Below are 17,063 nucleotides of genomic sequence, written 5' to 3'. Positions count from 1 at the left end.
ATGTATTATAAATTAGCGCCGTCGATTCTTGCGGCTGATTTTACCCGCCTGGGAGAACAGGTGAAGGAGGTGTACGGGGCAGGGGCCGAGTATCTTCACCTGGACGTGATGGACGGGGCTTTTGTGCCCAGCATCTCCTTTGGCATGCCGGTAATCAAGAGCCTGCGCCCATGTACAAGGGCTGTTTTTGATGTGCACATGATGGTAGAGGAGCCGGGACGCTATGTGGAGGATATGAAGGACTGCGGAGCGGATATTATAACAGTCCAGGCTGAGGCCTGTACCCATCTGGACCGTGTGGTGAACCAGATTAAGGAAGCCGGTCTGAAGGCAGGCGTGGCTTTGAATCCGGCCACACCCGTGGAATCCCTGGAGTGTATCCTCGGTGCTCTGGATATGGTGCTTATAATGACCGTGAATCCTGGTTTCGGAGGCCAGAAGTTTATTCCTTATACCCTGAACAAGATACGCCGGCTCAGAGACATGCTAAATGACCAGGGGCTTAAGACGGACATTCAGGTGGACGGCGGTGTAAATGCAGGCAATGTCCGGGAAATCATTGAGGCGGGCGCCAATATATTTGTGGCTGGCTCTGCTGTCTTTGGCCAGGACCCCTCTGCCAGAACCAGGGAATTCATGGATATTTTAAAGGAATATGAGAAATGAAGCGTTGTCTGATTATAACCGGCGGAAAACTGGACCTGTCCTTCGCCGGTTCTTTTTTGGGACAGGAAACATTTGATAAAGTCATTGCAGTGGATGCAGGACTGGAGGCCGTAAAGGCCCTGGGCCTGGAGCCGGATATGATTGTAGGTGATTTTGACACGGTGCGGCCGGAGGTACTGGCATATTACAGGAGAATGGAACATATTGTCTGGGATACCCATCAGCCGGAAAAGGATGAAACGGACACAGAGCTGGCCCTTTTAAAAGCCCAGGCAACGGGATGCACCCAGGTGGTGGTGCTGGGTGCCACAGGCGGACGCATGGACCATATGCTGGGCAATATCCATCTGCTGTTTCCATGCCTGCAAAAGGGAATGGAGGCATATATCCTGGACAGCCAGAACCGTATTTACCTGATAGACGGGGAGAGGACCTTTAAGAGGAATGAGACCTGGGGGAAATACATTTCCTTCCTTCCGCTTACCGGGGAGGTCAGGGGCATTACCCTTACCGGCTTTAAGTACCCGCTCCATGAGAAGGACATAGAAATAGGCACCAGCCTCTGTATCAGCAATGAACTTGTGGGGGAGGAAGGGACCATTACCTTTACGGACGGGGTGCTGATTGTGGTGGAATCCCATGATTGACAAAATTGATTCCGGATGTTTGTTTTCATGAATTCTTACAAAACTGGCCTGGTCAAAACTTCTCAAACTGGATATTTAAAACATTCCACCTTAGTGATACCATAGGTGACATGAATGGATGCATTCCATGCAGTAAGAAATATACAATATGAGGAGAGTGTTAGTATGAAGACATCCAGTGCAGTGACAGCAGGTCATAACAGGGGCCTGGAAGACAGCCGTATCTACAAGCTGGCCCTGACCGGCCTGTTTGCGGCATTATCCTATGTGGTTTTTACATTTTTGCAGATAAAGATTACCCTTCCGGGAGGCGATGCCACCTCCATCCATCTGGGCAATGCGGTCTGTGTCCTGGGAGCCCTGATGTTAGGAGGTTTTTACGGCGGATTAGGGGGTGCTCTGGGCATGACCATCGGGGATTTGTTCGACCCTGTTTATGTTGTGTATGCGCCGAAGACCTTTCTGTTAAAACTCTGCATCGGCCTGATAACCGGTCTGGTGGCCCACAGGCTTGGCAGGATTAATGAGAGCTCCGATAAGCGCCATGTATTCCGTTTTGTGGTGGCTGCCTCTGTCTGCGGGCTGCTATTCAATGTTATTTTTGACCCATTGGTGGGATATTATTATAAGCTGGCCATTCTGGGCAAGCCTGCGGCAGAGCTGGTGCTGGCCTGGAACATTGCCTCCACCTCCATCAATGCTGTTACATCTGCCATTGCGGCGGTGGCCATCTACATGCCCCTTCGCAGCACACTTATAAGGACTGGGCTCTTTGACCGGCTCAGATGACAGGAGATTTGACATGAGTGCTTACCGACAGAAAAAGATTGCCATGATTAATGATTTATCCGGATACGGCCGCTGTTCCCTGACAGTGACTATTCCCATTTTATCCGCCATGAAGGTCCAGTGCTGCCCCATACCCACCTCCATCCTGTCCAACCACACAGGGTTTCCCGTCTATTTCTTTGACGATTACACGGCGAAGATGGGAGAGTTCATCCGCAAGTGGAAGGAGCTGGAGCTGACCTTTGACGGCATTGTCAGCGGTTTTCTGGGTTCCGAGGCGCAGATTGAGATTGTGATGGATGTGATACGGCAGTTCGGCCAGGAAGATACCAAGGTAATTATAGACCCTATTATGGGGGACCACGGGGAGACTTATGCGACCTATACGCCGGCCATGTGCAGCCGCATGAAGGAGCTGGTGTCCATGGGGGATATTGTTACCCCCAATCTGACAGAAGCGTGTATCCTGACCGGCAGGACTTACCGCAGGGATGGCTGGAGCAGGACGGAACTTAAGGAGCTGGCAGGGGAAATCCAGGCCATGGGACCCAGATGCGTGGTTATCACAGGTGTGAACCAGGGCGGTTTTATTATGAATGTGGTGGCTGAGGGAGAGCGGACCGCCTTCCCCAGAACCAGGCGTGTGGGCCATGAGAGGCCGGGAACCGGGGATGTGTTCTCCTCCGTGGTGTCGGCTGCCGCCGTAAGGGGATGGAGTCTGGACCGCGCGGTGCGCCTGGCGGCCTCTTTCGTAAAAGCCTGCATTGCCAGGTCCGAGGAGCTGGAAATACCCATAGCCAACGGCGTGTGCTTTGAGGAACTGATGGAGGTGCTTGTCCGTGCAGTGGACAGCAGGCATGAACCGGGAAAACCGGTATAAAGCGGGGAAGCTTGATGCGGCGCGGGAAAACCGGTATAAGGCGGGGAAGCTGACATGAGGCGGAAAGGCCGCCTGGATTGTATGCAGGCCACAGTTCAGGCGGCAGAATAAAAAAGCTTATCCATTGCGTTTTTCCCGGGATGGTGTTATATTATAGAAACCAGACAATAGGGAAATATAAGCATCTATCGCTCATTATCCTATTTTAAGAAATCTGAATGTATCTGTTTTTTAGCTTTCATCTAATTATTCAGCCCAGTATACATATACGTCGGGCAATTATTCCATTATTAAGTATCGTTTTAATACACGAAAGGCAAAGGAACTATTGTCTGGTTTATGAGAAAACGCTATAATGGGGATAGGGTCTTATATGGCTTGCCGGAACAGGAGGCTGTATGGGAAAAAGAAACCAGTCTGACCAGGCGGAAAACATGGGCTTTAGCCAGATAGAGGACCGGGTGATGAAGACGGCGGCCCAGTTTTTTGGCGAGGATTTACTGCCGTATGTGGGAGTAGAGGGCAGGATAGCCGGAATTGCGCCTACTGAACACATTCATCTGGAGATGCGCAGGCTGGAGGAGGACTTTAATTTCATCATGACAGACGATTCATGGAGGCATCTGGAGTTTGAGAGCGACAGCATTACGCAGAAAGACTTGAGGCGGTTCCGTGAATACGAGGCCTACATAGGATTTGCGTATGATGTCCAGGTTACGACCGTGGTATTGTGCACATCAAAGGTAAAGGTCCTGATGAGGGAACTGATGAATGGTGACAGTGTCTACAGAATAAAACTGGTGCGTCTGAGAGACAGGAGTGGGGATAAGGTTTTTGAAAAGCTGGGGCGGAAGATTCGCAAGGGTAAGGCGCTGAAACGCCGCGATGTGTTTCCGCTGCTGTTGGCTCCGTTCATGTCGGGAACCATGGGCACGGCGGAACGCATTTATCAGGGGATGGAGTTTTTACAGAGGAAGGAACTTGATATAGACGATGACGAGAGAAAAAAGATGCAGTCAGTGCTGTATGCACTGGCAGTCAAGTTCTTGAACCGGGAGGAATTAGGTCAGATAAAGGAGAGGATTGGAATGACTGTTCTAGGTGAAATGCTGTTGGAGCAAGGTATTGAGCAAGGTATTGAGAAAGGTATTGAGAAGGGTATGAGGGAAGGCAAAAGAGAAGGGGCCGTACAGGCGCTTGAGCGTGTAAATACCCTGAATGCAAGGCTGGCAGAGGCTGGCAGGACAGATGATATTATACGGGCGGCCACGGACCGGCAGTATCAGGACCGGTTATTTCATGAGTTTGGTCTGTGACAGCTGTAAGCGGGGCAGGATAAGACTGAATAAGGGGAGGGACGGCATGAGAACAATCTATCGGAATGGCGTTGTGTACACAGGGGAGTTTCCCCTGTGCCGGGCCTTTGTGGTGGAGGAGGGTAAGTTTATTTATGCAGGCACTGATGAAGGCGCCCTGGCCATGGGGGATGCAGGGGATGAGGTGAAGGATTTAAAGGGGAGGTTTGTGTGCGCCGGATTTAATGATTCCCACATGCATATTCTGAGCTATGGAAACGCCCTCCGCGCAGCGGATTTATCCCTGCACACCCGGTCCCTGGCCGGAATGAAGGAGTATATGAAGGAATTTATCCGGGAACAGTCCGTAAAGCCCGGTACCTGGGTAATGGGAAGGGGATGGAACCACGATTATTTTCAGGACGAAAAGCGGTTTCCGGACCGCCATGACCTGGATATGATATCCACGGACCACCCCATCTGTCTTACAAGGACATGCGGCCACGCCTGTGTGGTGAATACCATGGCCCTTAATCTGGCAGGCGTCACTGGGAACACGCCCCAGGCGGAAGGCGGCCTCTATGAGGTGGATGAAAACGGGACGCCCAACGGAATATTCCGGGAAAATGCAATGGACCTAATCTATGGATGCCTGCCTGAGCCGGCAAAGGAGGATATAAAGGAAATGATACGGGCAGCGTCCAAAGCGCTGAACCGTTACGGTGTCACCTCCTCCCAGACAGATGATTTGCTGGCCTTTAACAACGTGCCTTATGAGAGGGTGCTGGAGGCATACAGGGAACTGGAAGCAGAGGGAAGGATGACGGTCCGGGTCTGTGAGCAGTCCCAGTTCACCACCCTGGAGGAGCTTAAGGGATTTGTGGAAAAGGGGTATAATACGGGCTGGGGCAGCCAATGGTTTAAGATTGGCCCCCTTAAAATGCTGGGAGACGGTTCCCTGGGAGCCAGGAGCGCCTATCTCAGCCAGCCCTACGCGGACGACGCATCCACCCGGGGAATCCCTATTTTTACAAGACAGCAGCTTAAGGATATGGTGGGCTATGCCAATTCCCAGGGAATGCAGGTGGCTGTCCATGCTATTGGGGACGGCATTCTGGATGATGTCCTGGCAGCCTATGAAACGGCCCTTGCACAGAATCCCAGAGAGGACCACCGCCACGGCATTGTCCACTGCCAGATTACACGGCCGGACCAGCTGGAGCAGTTTGGAAGGCTGTCCCTCCATGCATACATCCAGTCCATTTTTCTGGATTATGACATCCACATTGTGGAGGAACGCATTGGAAAGGAGAGGGCTGCATCCAGCTATCATTTCCGGACCCTCTATGAGATTACCCATACCTCCAATGGCTCAGACTGTCCGGTGGAGCTGCCGGATGTGATGAAGGGAATACAATGCGCGGTTACCAGGACAACGGTGAGTGACCATACAGGCCCCTATCTTCCGGAACAGGCCCTGGATATAAAGCAGGCCCTGGATTCCTATACCGCAGAAGGCGCCTGGGCTTCCTTTGAGGAGAGGGTAAAGGGACGGATTGCTCCGGGAATGCTGGCGGATTTTGTGATACTGGGGGCAAATCCTTTTGAAACCGCCCCGGAGGAGCTGGCCTGCATTCCGGTGGAAGCCACTTATGTGGACGGCGTATGCCGGTACAGCAGACAGACAGAAGGAAAACGGCAGCAGGAAAAAACAGAAAAAGGGCTTTTATTTCCTGGGAAAATGTTATATACTCTTTAACAGTACAGGAATACCTGTCCAGAAATGGAAGATAGTATATCAAGGAAATCCAGGAGGAATACCATGTTAGATTTAAGATTTGTTAGAGAGAACCCGGAGATTGTAAAGCAGAACATTAAGAATAAATTCCAGGACAGCAAGCTGCCGCTGGTGGACGAAGTGATTTCACTGGACACAGAGGCAAGGACTACACAGAAGGAGGCCGATGATTTAAGGGCCAGCCGCAACAAACTGTCCAAGCAGATTGGCATGCTCATGGGCCAGGGCAGGAAGGACGAGGCAGAGGCCGTGAAGCAGGAGGTCAGCGCCAATTCAGCACGTCTGGCGGAGCTGGAGGAAAAAGAAGGACAGCTTTCTGAGAAGATTACAAAGATTATGATGACCATTCCCAATATCATCGACCCAACTGTACCCATTGGCAGGGATGACAGTGAAAACGTGGAAGTGGAGCGGTTTGGCGAGCCCGTGGTACCGGATTTTGAGATTCCCTATCACACAGACATTATGGAGCGGTTTAACGGCATTGACCTGGACGCGGCCAGAAGAGTGGCGGGCAATGGCTTCTATTATCTGATGGGAGATATTGCAAGGCTTCATTCAGCAGTGATTTCCTATGCAAGGGATTTTATGATTAACCGCGGATTTACCTACTGCGTGCCTCCTTTCATGATTCGCAGCAACGTGGTAACAGGCGTTATGAGCTTTGCCGAGATGGATGCCATGATGTATAAGATTGAGGGGGAGGACCTGTACCTGATTGGTACCAGCGAGCACTCCATGATTGGCAAATTCATCGACACCATCACGCCGGAGCAGCAGCTTCCCCTGACCCTGACCAGCTATTCTCCCTGTTTCCGCAAGGAGAAGGGCGCCCACGGCATTGAGGAGAGAGGCGTTTACCGTATCCACCAGTTTGAAAAGCAGGAGATGATTGTGGTCTGCAGGCCTGAGGAAAGCCCTATGTGGTATGACAAGCTGTGGCAGAACACCGTGGATTTATTCCGTTCCCTGGATGTTCCGGTCCGCACACTGGAGTGCTGCTCCGGCGACCTGGCTGACCTTAAGGTGAAGTCCGTGGATGTGGAGGCATGGTCCCCAAGACAGAAGAAGTATTTTGAGGTGGGAAGCTGCTCCAACCTGGGAGACGCCCAGGCCCGCCGTCTGAGAATCCGCGTACAGGGGGAGGACGGAGGCAAGTACCTGGCCCACACCCTGAACAATACTGTGGTGGCTCCTCCGCGTATGCTGATCGCTTTCCTGGAGAACAACCTTCAGGCGGACGGCAGCGTGAAGATTCCGGAGGTGCTGCGTCCTTACATGGGCGGCATGGAAGTGATGGTTCCCAAGAATTAAACATGTTTCATGTACCGGTCTGCATCCTGCGGTGCAGGCCGGTTTTGTACAAAGAAAGGAGAGAACTATGATTACATTTAACCATTTTAATTTTAATGTATTGGATTTGGAAAAGAGCCTGGCCTTTTATAAGGAGGCGCTGGACCTGGAACCGGTGAGAGAGAAAAATGCTTCGGACGGCTCCTTTAAGCTGGTATACCTGGGAGACGGCGTAACTGGCTTTACCCTGGAGCTGACATGGCTGCGGGACCGGCAGGAAGCCTATGACCTGGGAGAGTGCGAATTCCACCTGGCATTCCATGTGGATGATTTTGAGAGCTGCCATAAGCACCATGAGGAGATGGGATGCATCTGCTACGAGAATCCGGGCATGGGCATTTATTTCATCAAGGATCCGGACGGTTACTGGCTGGAAATCGTGCCGGCTGATAAGCAGAGATAATGGGTCTGGGAAAAAAGATAAGGCAGTCCGGCGAATTCCAAAGGGAATTGACGCCGGGCTGCCTTTTCATGTATTTATGGGAATGTCCCACAACCTTTTTATTTAAATTCGCTGTATTTCTCTTCGCAGTACTGGCAGCGGTAAACCTCTGCCTTCTCGTCTGCCAGGTAGAAGATATGGGGAAGCTCCTGCTCAATGGATGTGATGCAGCGGGGGTTCTTGCACTGAATCACATTGGTGATTTTCTTGGGAAGCTTTAATGCCCGTTTTTCGGCAATCTTGTCCCCGCGGATGATGTTCACCGTAATGTTGTGGTCAATGTAGCCCAGTACCTTTAAGTCAACCGTATCCAGTCCGCCCTCGATTTTAATGATATCCTTGCGTCCCATCTTGTTGCTGCGGGCATTCTTGATGATGGCTACCTGGCATTCCAGCTTGTCCAGGCCCAGGTGATAGTAGATGTCCAGGCTTTTTCCTGCCTCAATGTGGTCCAGGACAATGCCTTCTTTTAATCCGCTGATGTTTAACATGGCTTCTGCACCTCCAGTAATCTCATGATTAATGCCATACGCACGTATACGCCGTACTGTGCCTGCTTGAAATAGGCAGCCCTTGGGTCGTCATCCACTTCCACGGATATTTCATTTACCCTGGGAAGAGGATGGAGCACATACATGTCTTCCTTGGCAAGCTTCATTTTCTTCTTATCTAAAATGTAACAGTCTTTCAAACGGATGTAATCTTCCTCATTGAAGAAGCGCTCCTTCTGTACGCGTGTCATGTAAAGGATGTCTAACTGCCCCAGAGCGTCGTCCAGGTTGCCCACCTCCTCAAAAGGCACATGGTTGGCAATGAGCACGTCGTCGCGGATATTGTCCGGGATACGCAGCTCAGGAGGGGAAATCAGTATAAATTTGATGTTGGGATAACGGACCATGGCGTTGATTAAGGAATGTACGGTACGGCCGAATTTCAGGTCTCCGCAGAAGCCGACCGTCAGATTGTCCAGACGTCCCTTCATGGAGCGTATGGTCATAAGGTCAGTTAAGGTCTGGGTGGGATGCTGGTGGCCGCCGTCTCCGGCATTGATGACTGGAATCTGGGCCTTCTGGGCGGCTACGAATGCAGCGCCTTCTTTTGGATGCCTCATGGCACAGATATCAGCATAACAGGAAATCATGCGGATGGTATCGGCTACGCTTTCGCCTTTTGCAGCAGAACTGGAATTGGCGGATGAAAAACCTAATACACTGCCGCCCAGGTTCAGCATGGCAGCTTCAAAACTTAAACGTGTCCGTGTACTTGGCTCGTAGAAAAGGGTGGCCAGTTTCTTGCCGTCACATACATGGGCATATCCTGGAAGATTCTGTTCAATGTCCCTTGCAAGGGCCAGAAGGTCATCAATTTCTTCCACAGAGAAGTCTAAGGGATTCAATAAATGTCTCATGGGAGTCTCCTTTGCGCATTATATTGTAAAATATTGATTTTGGGAAATAGTTCACACTCTACCAGTGCGATAGCCGGACCAGCCAGATATGGCACTGATTTGTGCCTCGTCATATTCTTACATAGAATGCGGTATAAGTCAAGTAAAAATTACAGGCTTTTTAAAAAATTGTCTGCGGAGATTGTCTGGGGCAAAGGGGATTGCCCTTTATCTGCCTGGTCTTCCGCAGACCTGTGTGATGTAGGCGCTGGGGGTCATACCTGTTTTTTTCTTGAATAGCTGGGAAAAATACTGTGGATTGTTTCCGAGTCCCACTTCCTGGGCCACGTCCTGTATCTTATCAAGTCCTCTGGATGCCAGCAGCTGTTTGGCGGTCTTAATCCGCATGTCAGCCAGGTAGGTGGAAAACTTGGTGCCTGTTTCCTTCAGGAATTTTTTGCTGACATAGTCCACATTCATAAAGAGATAGTTTTTGGCAATATATTTAAGGGTCAGGTTGTCATCCTGCAGGTTCCGGCTTACATAATCAAATATCTGCTGGGTCATGGTGCTGACGGACTGGCCGCTGTCCGGCTCCCTCAGTATATCCTCCACCCGTTCAATGGCAAGGTTTTTAAGGTCTGTCAGACTCTGTTCATTTTCAATCCGGACCAGCAGTTCGGTCAGCTGGGTGGATGAGAGGGAAGGGATGTTCAGGGTAAGCTTCATAAACAGGTTGCTGGCAATCTGTTTTAAAAAGGTGATGTCATTTATATCCTTAATAAGCTCGGTCAGCTTCTGCATGGAATCCTGGTGCCTGTTCAGGATGGACTGGCACAGCTGCTCCAGTTCATTTATATGGGTGTTGTAATTGCAGGTGTAGAGCAGATGGAAATTATTGATATAGTAAATCATCCCAAACCGCCTGATTTTCTTAAGGACCACCACCAGAAGCTGTTCCAGGTTGGAATACAGGGTGGATTCGGTTTCCAGGGTAACGGCCTGGCCCTGGTAGTGCCTTTGGCAGATGAAACGTTCCAGGTCCCGGTAGTTTGCGGCAAAGTCCTTAAAGAACAGAAGCAGGGTATTATTTACGTATATGCCGTGGATGATGACCGAGGAGATGTTTTCCCCGCAGTACAGCCTTAAATCATCCAGAAACTCCTCCAGGTGTTCAAAGGACAGGAAATACACGTAATACAGCCTGTAGCCTGTGAATTTAAAGTCGATGTAGGATTCATAGGACCGTATGATGTCGGGAAAACTGCGGTTCTGGCATATGCTGTCATTGATAATACTGAAAATGACATTGTGGTTCATGCTGTTGATTGCCATGAAGCGGTCTGACACTATCCGCTCCATGATTTTCTGCTGGTAACAGTCCTTTTTGCACTGCTCAATACAGTCAATAATCTGCAGTTCATTGCAGGGCTTAAGGAGATAGTACTTGACCCCGTTTTTCATGGCTTCCTTGGCGTACTCAAACTCCCCGTAGCCGGAGAGGATGATGAACTGTACATTTAAATCCGTGCCTGAAATCCTGCGAATCAGCTCCAGGCCGTCCATGCCGGGCATCCGGATGTCGGTCAGCACGATATCCGGCGTTTCGTCCATTATCATGTCATATGTTTCCATGCCGTTTTTGCACAGGCCCACCACCTCGATGTCGTACTCCTTCCAGTTGATGATGGTGGATATGGTTTCTCGTATGATGCGTTCATCGTCTGCAATGATTAATTTAAGCATAGTCTTCTTCCTCTGTTCTGTATGGTATTGTGATGACTGCAATGGCCTTTTCATTCAGGTTCTTAAAGGACAGCCCGTAGGATTCCCCAAAAAACATCTGGATGCGCTGGTGGATATTGACCAGGCCGATGCCAAAGCCATGGGCATTTTTGGTGCCGTCCTGAAGCTTTTCAAGGAGTCCGTCCTCAAATACAGAGCCTTCATTTGACACCTCCACAATCAGCAGCTCCCCTTCCCGATAGGTTCGTATGCTGATTTCGCAGGTATCCATCATTTCTTCCATGCCGTAGCGGATGGCATTTTCCAGAAGGGGCTGGATGGTAAGGGGCAGGATAAGGGCCCTGCCCAGTTCTTCGGGACACTCCACATGGAAGAGAAGGCGGTCCTCAAAGCGTATTTTCTGGATGGTCATGTAGCTTCCGGCCAGCCCAATCTCATAGTCCAGGGTCACCAGGGGTTTTTTGTTGCTGAGGGTGGCGCGGAGCAGGGTTCCCAGGGATTCCACCATGGAGGAAATCTGCTGGTCCTTCAGCGCCTTGGCCCTCCAGTTAATGGTTTCCAGGGTGTTGTATAAAAAGTGGGGATTGATTTGGGATTCCAGCGCCTTAAGCTTGGCGTCCCGGCTTAAAATCTGATTCACATAATTGTTCTGGACCAGGTACTGGATGCGCCCCGCCATGGTGTCAAAATGCTGGTGCAGCCGGCTGATTTCATCGGTCCGTTTACTGTAATCCACCTCCACCTCAGGCATTTTAAGCTCCGTGCTGCTGAAGAATTCCATCTTTTTGATTAAAAGATTGAAGTCCTTTAAGATGTAACGGGTCAGCCGTCTGGAAAATGCCATGGCAATGATGAAGCCCACAATGAGCATGGCCAGGATAAGCCGGTAGGCCATGCCTGTGGAATTGGCAATCTGGTCATATGGGACCAGGTTTATGTAAGTCCAGTTGTAATGGGGAATGGTGTTCTTAACTGCAAAATAGCTGTGCCCGTCATGGTGCACAATGCTGTAGGGCTGGCCCGTCTGCTTCATAAAGCCATTGGCGGTTTCAGGGTCGATTCCGGCAGAGGTGTAAATGAGCTGGTCCCCGTCAAAGAGGATATAGCTGGAATCATCATAGGTGGTCACCGCCCGGTTGGCATCCCTTACAATCCGGTCCAGGTCCACAAATACCAGCAGATCGCCCAGGTGGTCCAGCTCCAGGTTGTACACCTTCCTGACACTGCGGCTGAGTATATACAGGCCGTGGTCATAGTCGATGGTCCAGGTGATGGCTCCCTCACGCTGCCTGGCCCTGTCCACCGCGTCCTGCACCGTGTCCCCATCTGCATTGTTTATGACCACGAAGTTCGTCAGGTTCTGGAAATACCGGTTGTTTAAGGCAATCGCGGATACGCCGTTATTTTTATATGCCTGCTGGTAATTGTTGATGGCTGTGCTGATGAGCGGGTTGTTGTCAGACCATACAAGAGGGTCATCCGTACTGTCAATGCTGTTTAAGGAATCCTGAATCACAGAGGAGGAGATAATGACAGAGGAAAGGGTCTCGATGCTCTTTAAGTTGCTGGAAATGGTCCGGGATGAAAAGGACAGATTTCCGGCAATGGCCTTGTAGAGCTGTTCATTGTATGCATTGGAGGAAATCCGCAGTCCTGCCAGCGCTATAATCAGAATCAGCACCACATTGGACAATACAACGGCCAGCAGCTTGTTTTTCATGGATAGATTTTCAAAGTCATGTTTTATCCGTTTCAGGTATTTCATAAGTTTCTCCTGTTTTCAGTGGAAATTTCCTGTCTTAATTTAATATATACCATATCCTCCAACAGGACAAGGGAAAGTTTCATCCGTATAAACGGTGTAAAAAAGTCGGAAAATTAATCATGGACATCGGTTTTATTGATTGGTTTGGAAGAAAAAAGCAGGTATAATCAGTTCATCAAAAGCAATTGAAGAACGAGGGAGGTTTTAATCATGAAAAAGAAATTAGCATTGGTGCTCACAGCTGCCCTGGCAGCAGCAAGCCTGACAGCATGCGGCGGTTCCGGTACAACAGATACCAAGGCAGCCGGTTCACAGGCAGAGGGGGCTTCCGGGGAAACAGCCGCAGCCGGAGACAGTTCTGAAATGGTGGTTGCCTGGTGGGGCAACCAGGTAAGAAATGAGCGCACTCAGGCCATTCTGGAGCTGTACTCGGAACAGAATCCAGGCGTTACATTTGACGGGCAGTTCTCAGAGTGGGCAGATTACTGGAACAAGCTGGCAACCGCTGCTGCCGGACATTCCATGCCTGACATTGTCCAGATGGATTACAAATACATCCAGCAGTATGTGAACAATGATTTGCTGGTGGACTTGACACCTTATATTGAAGACGGCACCATCGACGTGTCAAACTGCAATGAGGATGTACTGAACTCCGGTAAGGTGGGAGAGGGGCTTTACGCTATCTGCAACGGCATCAACGCGCCGGCCCTGCTGTACAACAAGACAGCCCTGGATGAGGCAGGCATCACGGTAAAAGACAACATGACCATGGACGAGTTCATTGCCCTCTGCAAGGAAATCAGGGAAAAGACAGGGTATAAGACCAACATCGCATATAACAACGGCGAGAACTTCATCGAATATTTCCTCCGTGCCAATGATGTAGTCATGTTCGAGGAAGGAAAGCTGGGCGGAACAGCAGAGGATTATGTGTCCTATTTCAAGCTCTACGAGGAAGGCATTAGGGACGGATGGGTTGTGGATCCTTCCATATTTGCAGAGAGAACCATCGGCTCCGTGGAGCAGGACCCAATGGTATATGGTTCCAATCCTGAGACGATGTCCTGGTGCGCATTCAACTATACCAACCAGCTTACAGCCATCCGAAGCGCTGCGCCTGAAGGCGTGGAGATTGCCATGACCACCTGGCCGTCAGCAGACCCTGTTAAGTCCGATTATCTGAAGCCAAGCCAGTTCTTCGCAGTTACAAAGGACAGTGCAAATCCGGACGAGGCAGCCAAGGTCCTGAACTTTATCACCAATTCAGTTGAGTGTAATGAAATCCTTTTAGGCGAGAGAGGTATTCCTCTGTCTTCATCCGTAGCTGATTCCATTGCGCCTAAGATGGATGAGACCAGCCAGGAAGTAATTAAGTTTATCAATGAAGTAGTATCCGATAATTCTTCCCAGATTAACCCGCCGGCAGCCGACGGCTCCAGCGAGGTAAACGACCTTCTCAACAAGCTGGAGGAGCAGGTGTGCTACGGCCAGATGACGGCTGAGGATGCCGGACAGCAGCTGTTTACAGAGGGTTCAAAAATCATGGAGTCCAAGAAAAATTAACAAATTAAAAAGAGCGGCTGCTGGCGGCCGCTCTTTTACCAGGAGGAGAGGCTATGAAGGAATTAAAGCAGCAGCTCAGCAAGGAAAGTGTGGCCGGTGTCCTGTTTACACTGCCCTTTACCATTGGATTCCTGCTGTTCATGATTGTTCCAATGGGAATTTCATTGTATTATTCGTTCTGCGACTACGATATCCTGTCGCCGCCTGTTTTTACAGGCCTTAAGAATTTTATTTCCATGTTCCAGGACGAGACGTTTTTTAAAACACTGAAGGTGACGTTTTTCTTTGCATTTGTGTCTGTACCGCTCAAACTTCTGTTTGCTTTGATTGTGGCCATGCTTTTGCTGGAAAATTCCAAAATGTCCGGTTTTTACAGGGCCGCCTATTACCTTCCTTCCATCATCGGCGGTTCCGTGGCAGTATCCATCTTATGGAAGAGGATGTTTGCCATGGACGGCGTGGTAAACAAGCTTCTGGGAATGATGGGAATCCAGACCAGCTTTTCATGGCTGGGCGATACCAGGACAGCCATATGGGTTCTTATATTACTGGTGGTCTGGCAGTTTGGTTCATCCATGCTTATCTTCCTCTCATCCTTAAAGCAGGTTCCCCAGTCCCTGTATGAGGCTGCTGAGGTGGACGGCGCCAGCGCTCCGGCAAAGTTCTTTAAGATTACCCTGCCCCTGCTGACACCTACCATATTTTTCAACCTGGTCATGCAGATGATTAACGGATTCCTGGCTTTTACCCAGTGCTATATCATTACCCAGGGAAAACCCATGAATTCCACTCTGCTCTATACCGTGTATATGTATAAGCAGTCCTTTGAATTCTACAACACAGGATACGGTGCAGCCCTGGCATGGGTCATGCTGGCTGTGATTGGCCTGATAACCCTGTTCCTGTTTGCCACAAAACGGTTCTGGGTATATGAAGGAGGTCTTTAATCATGAAAGAGAAGCGAGTGGTGAAAAAAGCAGTATACCATGTGATTGTTTTCGTCATCGGAATTATCATGATTTATCCCCTCATATGGATGGTCATGAGTTCCTTTAAGGAGAACAGCACCATATTCTCCACAGCAGGCAGCCTGATACCGGAGAAATTCATAGTCAGCAATTATTCCACGGGATGGAAAGGGTTTGGAAAGATTTCCTTTGCCACGTTCTTTAAGAATTCCATCTTTATCTCAGTGGTAGCCACCCTGGGAACCGTAGCCTCATCCGCCCTGGTGGCCTACGGGTTTGCCAGGTTCAAGTTCAGGGGCAGGGGCATTCTGTTTGCAGCCATGCTGCTGTCCATGATGCTTCCCGCCCAGGTGCTGATGATTCCCCAGTATCTGTGGTATCAGAAGCTGGGCTGGGTGGGTTCCTACATGCCTTTGACTGTTCCGTATTTCTTTGCCATACAGGGATTCTTCGTGTACCTGATTTCCAACTTCATCAGCGGCATTCCCACGGAGCTGGATGAGGCGGCCAAGATTGACGGATGTTCCTATGCAGGTATTTTTACACGCATTATGCTGCCTCTTATTAAGCCGGCATTGGTTACGGCCTGTATATTCTCCTTCATGTGGAGATGGGATGATTTCCTGTCGGCCCTGCTGTATGTCAGCAAATCCAGCATGTACCCGGTCAGCCTTGCGCTTAAGCTTTTCTGCGACCCGGGCTCATCATCGGATTACGGCGCCATGTTCGCCATGGCTACCCTATCCATCCTGCCGTCCATCCTTATATTCCTGTTTTTCCAGAAATATCTGGTTGAGGGCATCAGTACTTCCGGCCTGAAAGGATAATACATATGGAACATGAAATGAAGATAATAGACGGACACGTCCATCTGGTACAGTACATAGCCGGAACAGGGGCAGGCGGGGAGCTGCGTTATGCCGGAGACGGCATGGCGGAATATGCTTCGGGAGAACGGTTCAGGATGCTTCCGGATGAATTCTCCGGCGGAGTGGTGACGGCCGGGGATATTCTACGGAAGATGGATGAGAACGGAGTGGAGAAGGCAGTGCTGCTGCAGGGAAATTACTTTGGTTTCCAGAATCTTTATTCCATGGATGCGGTTAAGAAATATCCGGACCGGTTCCGGGCAGCCGCCTCCTACGACCCCTTTTGCCGGAGCAGGGAACAGATACGCAGACACCTGTTTGAAGAACTGGGTTTTTCCATTGTAAAGTTTGAGGTCAGCACGGGTTCCGGGCTCATGGCCAGTCACTTTACGCTGCCCCTGGACGGGGATATCATGAAGGCTGAATATGATTATGCGGACGAGCATGGTCTGGTGTTTGTCATTGACATCGGCAAATGCGGCAGCGAGAGCTGGCAGACTGACCGGCTCAGAACTGTGATAATGGAGCATCCGGGCATGAAGTTTGTGGTCTGCCATCTGCTGGCCGTGTCCATGAGGGATGAGGATAAGCTGGTGGAAGGGCTCAGGAAGCTGGCCCTGCCCAATGTGTGGTTTGATTTGGCGGCCCTGCCCCATAACTGCGGCCCTGACGCCTACCCCTATCCCAATGCGGTGCGGTATCTGAGGCATGGAATCGAGATAGCAGGGGCAGACCGTCTCATCTTTGGAACAGATATACCTTCGGTGCTGAAGGAGGACAGCTATCAGCATCTGATTCAGTATATTACCTGCAGTGATGCATTTTCCAGGGAGGAAAAAGAACAAATCATGTACAGAAATGCTGAGAAGGTGTATTTTCAGTAAGAATAAAG

At 50.2% G+C, this 17,063-nt stretch carries 16 protein-coding genes; 12 read left to right on the top strand and 4 right to left on the bottom strand.

Annotation, left to right across the window (positions count from 1 at the left end):
* The 8 genes from rpe to I2H39_RS02270 all read left to right on the top strand — a co-directional run bounded on the left by rpe (nt 1) and on the right by I2H39_RS02270 (nt 7,831).
* Nucleotides 1-666, top strand: a complete 666-nt coding sequence (gene rpe / locus I2H39_RS02305; RefSeq protein WP_138311113.1) for a ribulose-phosphate 3-epimerase — start codon at nt 1-3, stop codon at nt 664-666.
* Nucleotides 663-1,313, top strand: coding sequence for a thiamine diphosphokinase (locus tag I2H39_RS02300; protein ID WP_138311112.1), 651 nt, complete (start codon nt 663-665; stop codon nt 1,311-1,313). The genes rpe and I2H39_RS02300 overlap by 4 nt, the downstream gene beginning before the upstream one ends.
* Before the next feature lie 165 nt (nt 1,314-1,478).
* Entirely contained in the window at nt 1,479-2,102 is a 624-nt protein-coding gene (locus tag I2H39_RS02295) for an ECF transporter S component (RefSeq protein ID WP_138311111.1), read from the top strand.
* A 13-nt stretch (nt 2,103-2,115) separates the two neighbouring features.
* Entirely contained in the window at nt 2,116-2,982 is an 867-nt protein-coding gene (locus I2H39_RS02290; protein ID WP_195625713.1) for a pyridoxamine kinase, read from the top strand.
* Between the two features lie 398 nt (nt 2,983-3,380).
* On the top strand, nt 3,381-4,298 hold the full coding sequence (locus I2H39_RS02285) for a hypothetical protein (protein ID WP_195625712.1): 918 nt from the start codon (nt 3,381-3,383) through the stop codon (nt 4,296-4,298).
* A 46-nt stretch (nt 4,299-4,344) separates the two neighbouring features.
* Nucleotides 4,345-6,036, top strand: coding sequence for an amidohydrolase (locus I2H39_RS02280; RefSeq protein ID WP_195625711.1), 1,692 nt, complete (start codon nt 4,345-4,347; stop codon nt 6,034-6,036).
* Between the two features lie 63 nt (nt 6,037-6,099).
* Nucleotides 6,100-7,389, top strand: a complete 1,290-nt coding sequence (gene serS, locus I2H39_RS02275) for a serine--tRNA ligase (RefSeq protein WP_138311107.1) — start codon at nt 6,100-6,102, stop codon at nt 7,387-7,389.
* A gap of 67 nt (nt 7,390-7,456) precedes the next feature.
* Complete coding sequence (locus I2H39_RS02270) at nt 7,457-7,831, top strand: VOC family protein (RefSeq protein ID WP_138311106.1); 375 nt, start codon at nt 7,457-7,459, stop codon at nt 7,829-7,831.
* Between the two features lie 98 nt (nt 7,832-7,929).
* Here I2H39_RS02270 and I2H39_RS02265 read toward each other — a convergent pair whose 3' ends face one another.
* The 4 genes from I2H39_RS02265 to I2H39_RS02250 all read right to left on the bottom strand — a co-directional run bounded on the left by I2H39_RS02265 (nt 7,930) and on the right by I2H39_RS02250 (nt 12,768).
* The gene (locus I2H39_RS02265) at nt 7,930-8,361 is read right to left on the bottom strand and encodes an aspartate carbamoyltransferase regulatory subunit (RefSeq protein ID WP_138311105.1); all 432 of its coding nucleotides are present in this window, start codon (nt 8,359-8,361) and stop codon (nt 7,930-7,932) included.
* Nucleotides 8,355-9,278, bottom strand: coding sequence for an aspartate carbamoyltransferase (pyrB, locus tag I2H39_RS02260; RefSeq protein WP_138311104.1), 924 nt, complete (start codon nt 9,276-9,278; stop codon nt 8,355-8,357). The genes I2H39_RS02265 and pyrB overlap by 7 nt, the downstream gene beginning before the upstream one ends.
* 207 nt (nt 9,279-9,485) lie before the next feature.
* Nucleotides 9,486-11,003 (bottom strand): response regulator, encoded by a 1,518-nt coding sequence (locus tag I2H39_RS02255; RefSeq protein WP_138311103.1) that lies wholly within the window; start codon nt 11,001-11,003, stop codon nt 9,486-9,488.
* Complete coding sequence (locus tag I2H39_RS02250) at nt 10,996-12,768, bottom strand: sensor histidine kinase (RefSeq protein ID WP_138311102.1); 1,773 nt, start codon at nt 12,766-12,768, stop codon at nt 10,996-10,998. Before I2H39_RS02250 ends, I2H39_RS02255 begins: the two co-directional genes overlap by 8 nt.
* Nucleotides 12,769-12,978: 210 nt before the next feature.
* On the opposite strand from I2H39_RS02250, the gene I2H39_RS02245 reads away from it, so the two are divergent.
* Genes I2H39_RS02245 through I2H39_RS02230 form a run of 4 tightly spaced genes read left to right on the top strand, consistent with a single transcriptional unit; the run spans nt 12,979 to nt 17,055 of the window.
* Nucleotides 12,979-14,334 carry an extracellular solute-binding protein gene (locus I2H39_RS02245; RefSeq protein WP_138311101.1) on the top strand — a complete coding sequence of 452 codons (1,356 nt, stop codon included), beginning with the start codon at nt 12,979-12,981 and terminating at the stop codon, nt 14,332-14,334.
* A 53-nt stretch (nt 14,335-14,387) separates the two neighbouring features.
* Entirely contained in the window at nt 14,388-15,281 is an 894-nt protein-coding gene (locus tag I2H39_RS02240; protein ID WP_138311100.1) for a sugar ABC transporter permease, read from the top strand.
* 2 nt (nt 15,282-15,283) lie between these two features.
* On the top strand, nt 15,284-16,129 hold the full coding sequence (locus tag I2H39_RS02235; protein ID WP_138311099.1) for a carbohydrate ABC transporter permease: 846 nt from the start codon (nt 15,284-15,286) through the stop codon (nt 16,127-16,129).
* Between the two features lie 5 nt (nt 16,130-16,134).
* Nucleotides 16,135-17,055, top strand: coding sequence for an amidohydrolase family protein (locus I2H39_RS02230; RefSeq protein ID WP_195625710.1), 921 nt, complete (start codon nt 16,135-16,137; stop codon nt 17,053-17,055).
* Nucleotides 17,056-17,063: the final 8 nt, after the last annotated feature.

The sequence above is a fragment of the Clostridium sp. 1001283B150225_161107_B6 genome, from assembly GCF_015556325.1.
Classification (GTDB): domain Bacteria; phylum Bacillota; class Clostridia; order Lachnospirales; family Lachnospiraceae; genus Enterocloster.
Note: the sequence above shows the minus strand (reverse complement) of the source record. Positions and strands in the feature narration are given on the sequence as shown.

Excerpts from the sequence above, each read along its gene's own strand:
- rpe (WP_138311113.1), top strand. The coding sequence starts at position 1 with ATGTATTATAAATTAGCGCCGTCGATTCTTGCGGCTGATTTTACCCGC.
- I2H39_RS02265 (WP_138311105.1), bottom strand. The coding sequence starts at position 8,361 with ATGTTAAACATCAGCGGATTAAAAGAAGGCATTGTCCTGGACCACATT.
- I2H39_RS02270 (WP_138311106.1), top strand. The coding sequence starts at position 7,457 with ATGATTACATTTAACCATTTTAATTTTAATGTATTGGATTTGGAAAAG.
- I2H39_RS02250 (WP_138311102.1), bottom strand. The coding sequence starts at position 12,768 with ATGAAATACCTGAAACGGATAAAACATGACTTTGAAAATCTATCCATG.
- I2H39_RS02235 (WP_138311099.1), top strand. The coding sequence starts at position 15,284 with ATGAAAGAGAAGCGAGTGGTGAAAAAAGCAGTATACCATGTGATTGTT.
- I2H39_RS02245 (WP_138311101.1), top strand. The coding sequence starts at position 12,979 with ATGAAAAAGAAATTAGCATTGGTGCTCACAGCTGCCCTGGCAGCAGCA.
- I2H39_RS02255 (WP_138311103.1), bottom strand. The coding sequence starts at position 11,003 with ATGCTTAAATTAATCATTGCAGACGATGAACGCATCATACGAGAAACC.
- I2H39_RS02300 (WP_138311112.1), top strand. The coding sequence starts at position 663 with ATGAAGCGTTGTCTGATTATAACCGGCGGAAAACTGGACCTGTCCTTC.
- I2H39_RS02280 (WP_195625711.1), top strand. The coding sequence starts at position 4,345 with ATGAGAACAATCTATCGGAATGGCGTTGTGTACACAGGGGAGTTTCCC.
- I2H39_RS02230 (WP_195625710.1), top strand. The coding sequence starts at position 16,135 with ATGGAACATGAAATGAAGATAATAGACGGACACGTCCATCTGGTACAG.
- I2H39_RS02290 (WP_195625713.1), top strand. The coding sequence starts at position 2,116 with ATGAGTGCTTACCGACAGAAAAAGATTGCCATGATTAATGATTTATCC.
- pyrB (WP_138311104.1), bottom strand. The coding sequence starts at position 9,278 with ATGAGACATTTATTGAATCCCTTAGACTTCTCTGTGGAAGAAATTGAT.
- I2H39_RS02295 (WP_138311111.1), top strand. The coding sequence starts at position 1,479 with ATGAAGACATCCAGTGCAGTGACAGCAGGTCATAACAGGGGCCTGGAA.
- I2H39_RS02285 (WP_195625712.1), top strand. The coding sequence starts at position 3,381 with ATGGGAAAAAGAAACCAGTCTGACCAGGCGGAAAACATGGGCTTTAGC.
- I2H39_RS02240 (WP_138311100.1), top strand. The coding sequence starts at position 14,388 with ATGAAGGAATTAAAGCAGCAGCTCAGCAAGGAAAGTGTGGCCGGTGTC.
- serS (WP_138311107.1), top strand. The coding sequence starts at position 6,100 with ATGTTAGATTTAAGATTTGTTAGAGAGAACCCGGAGATTGTAAAGCAG.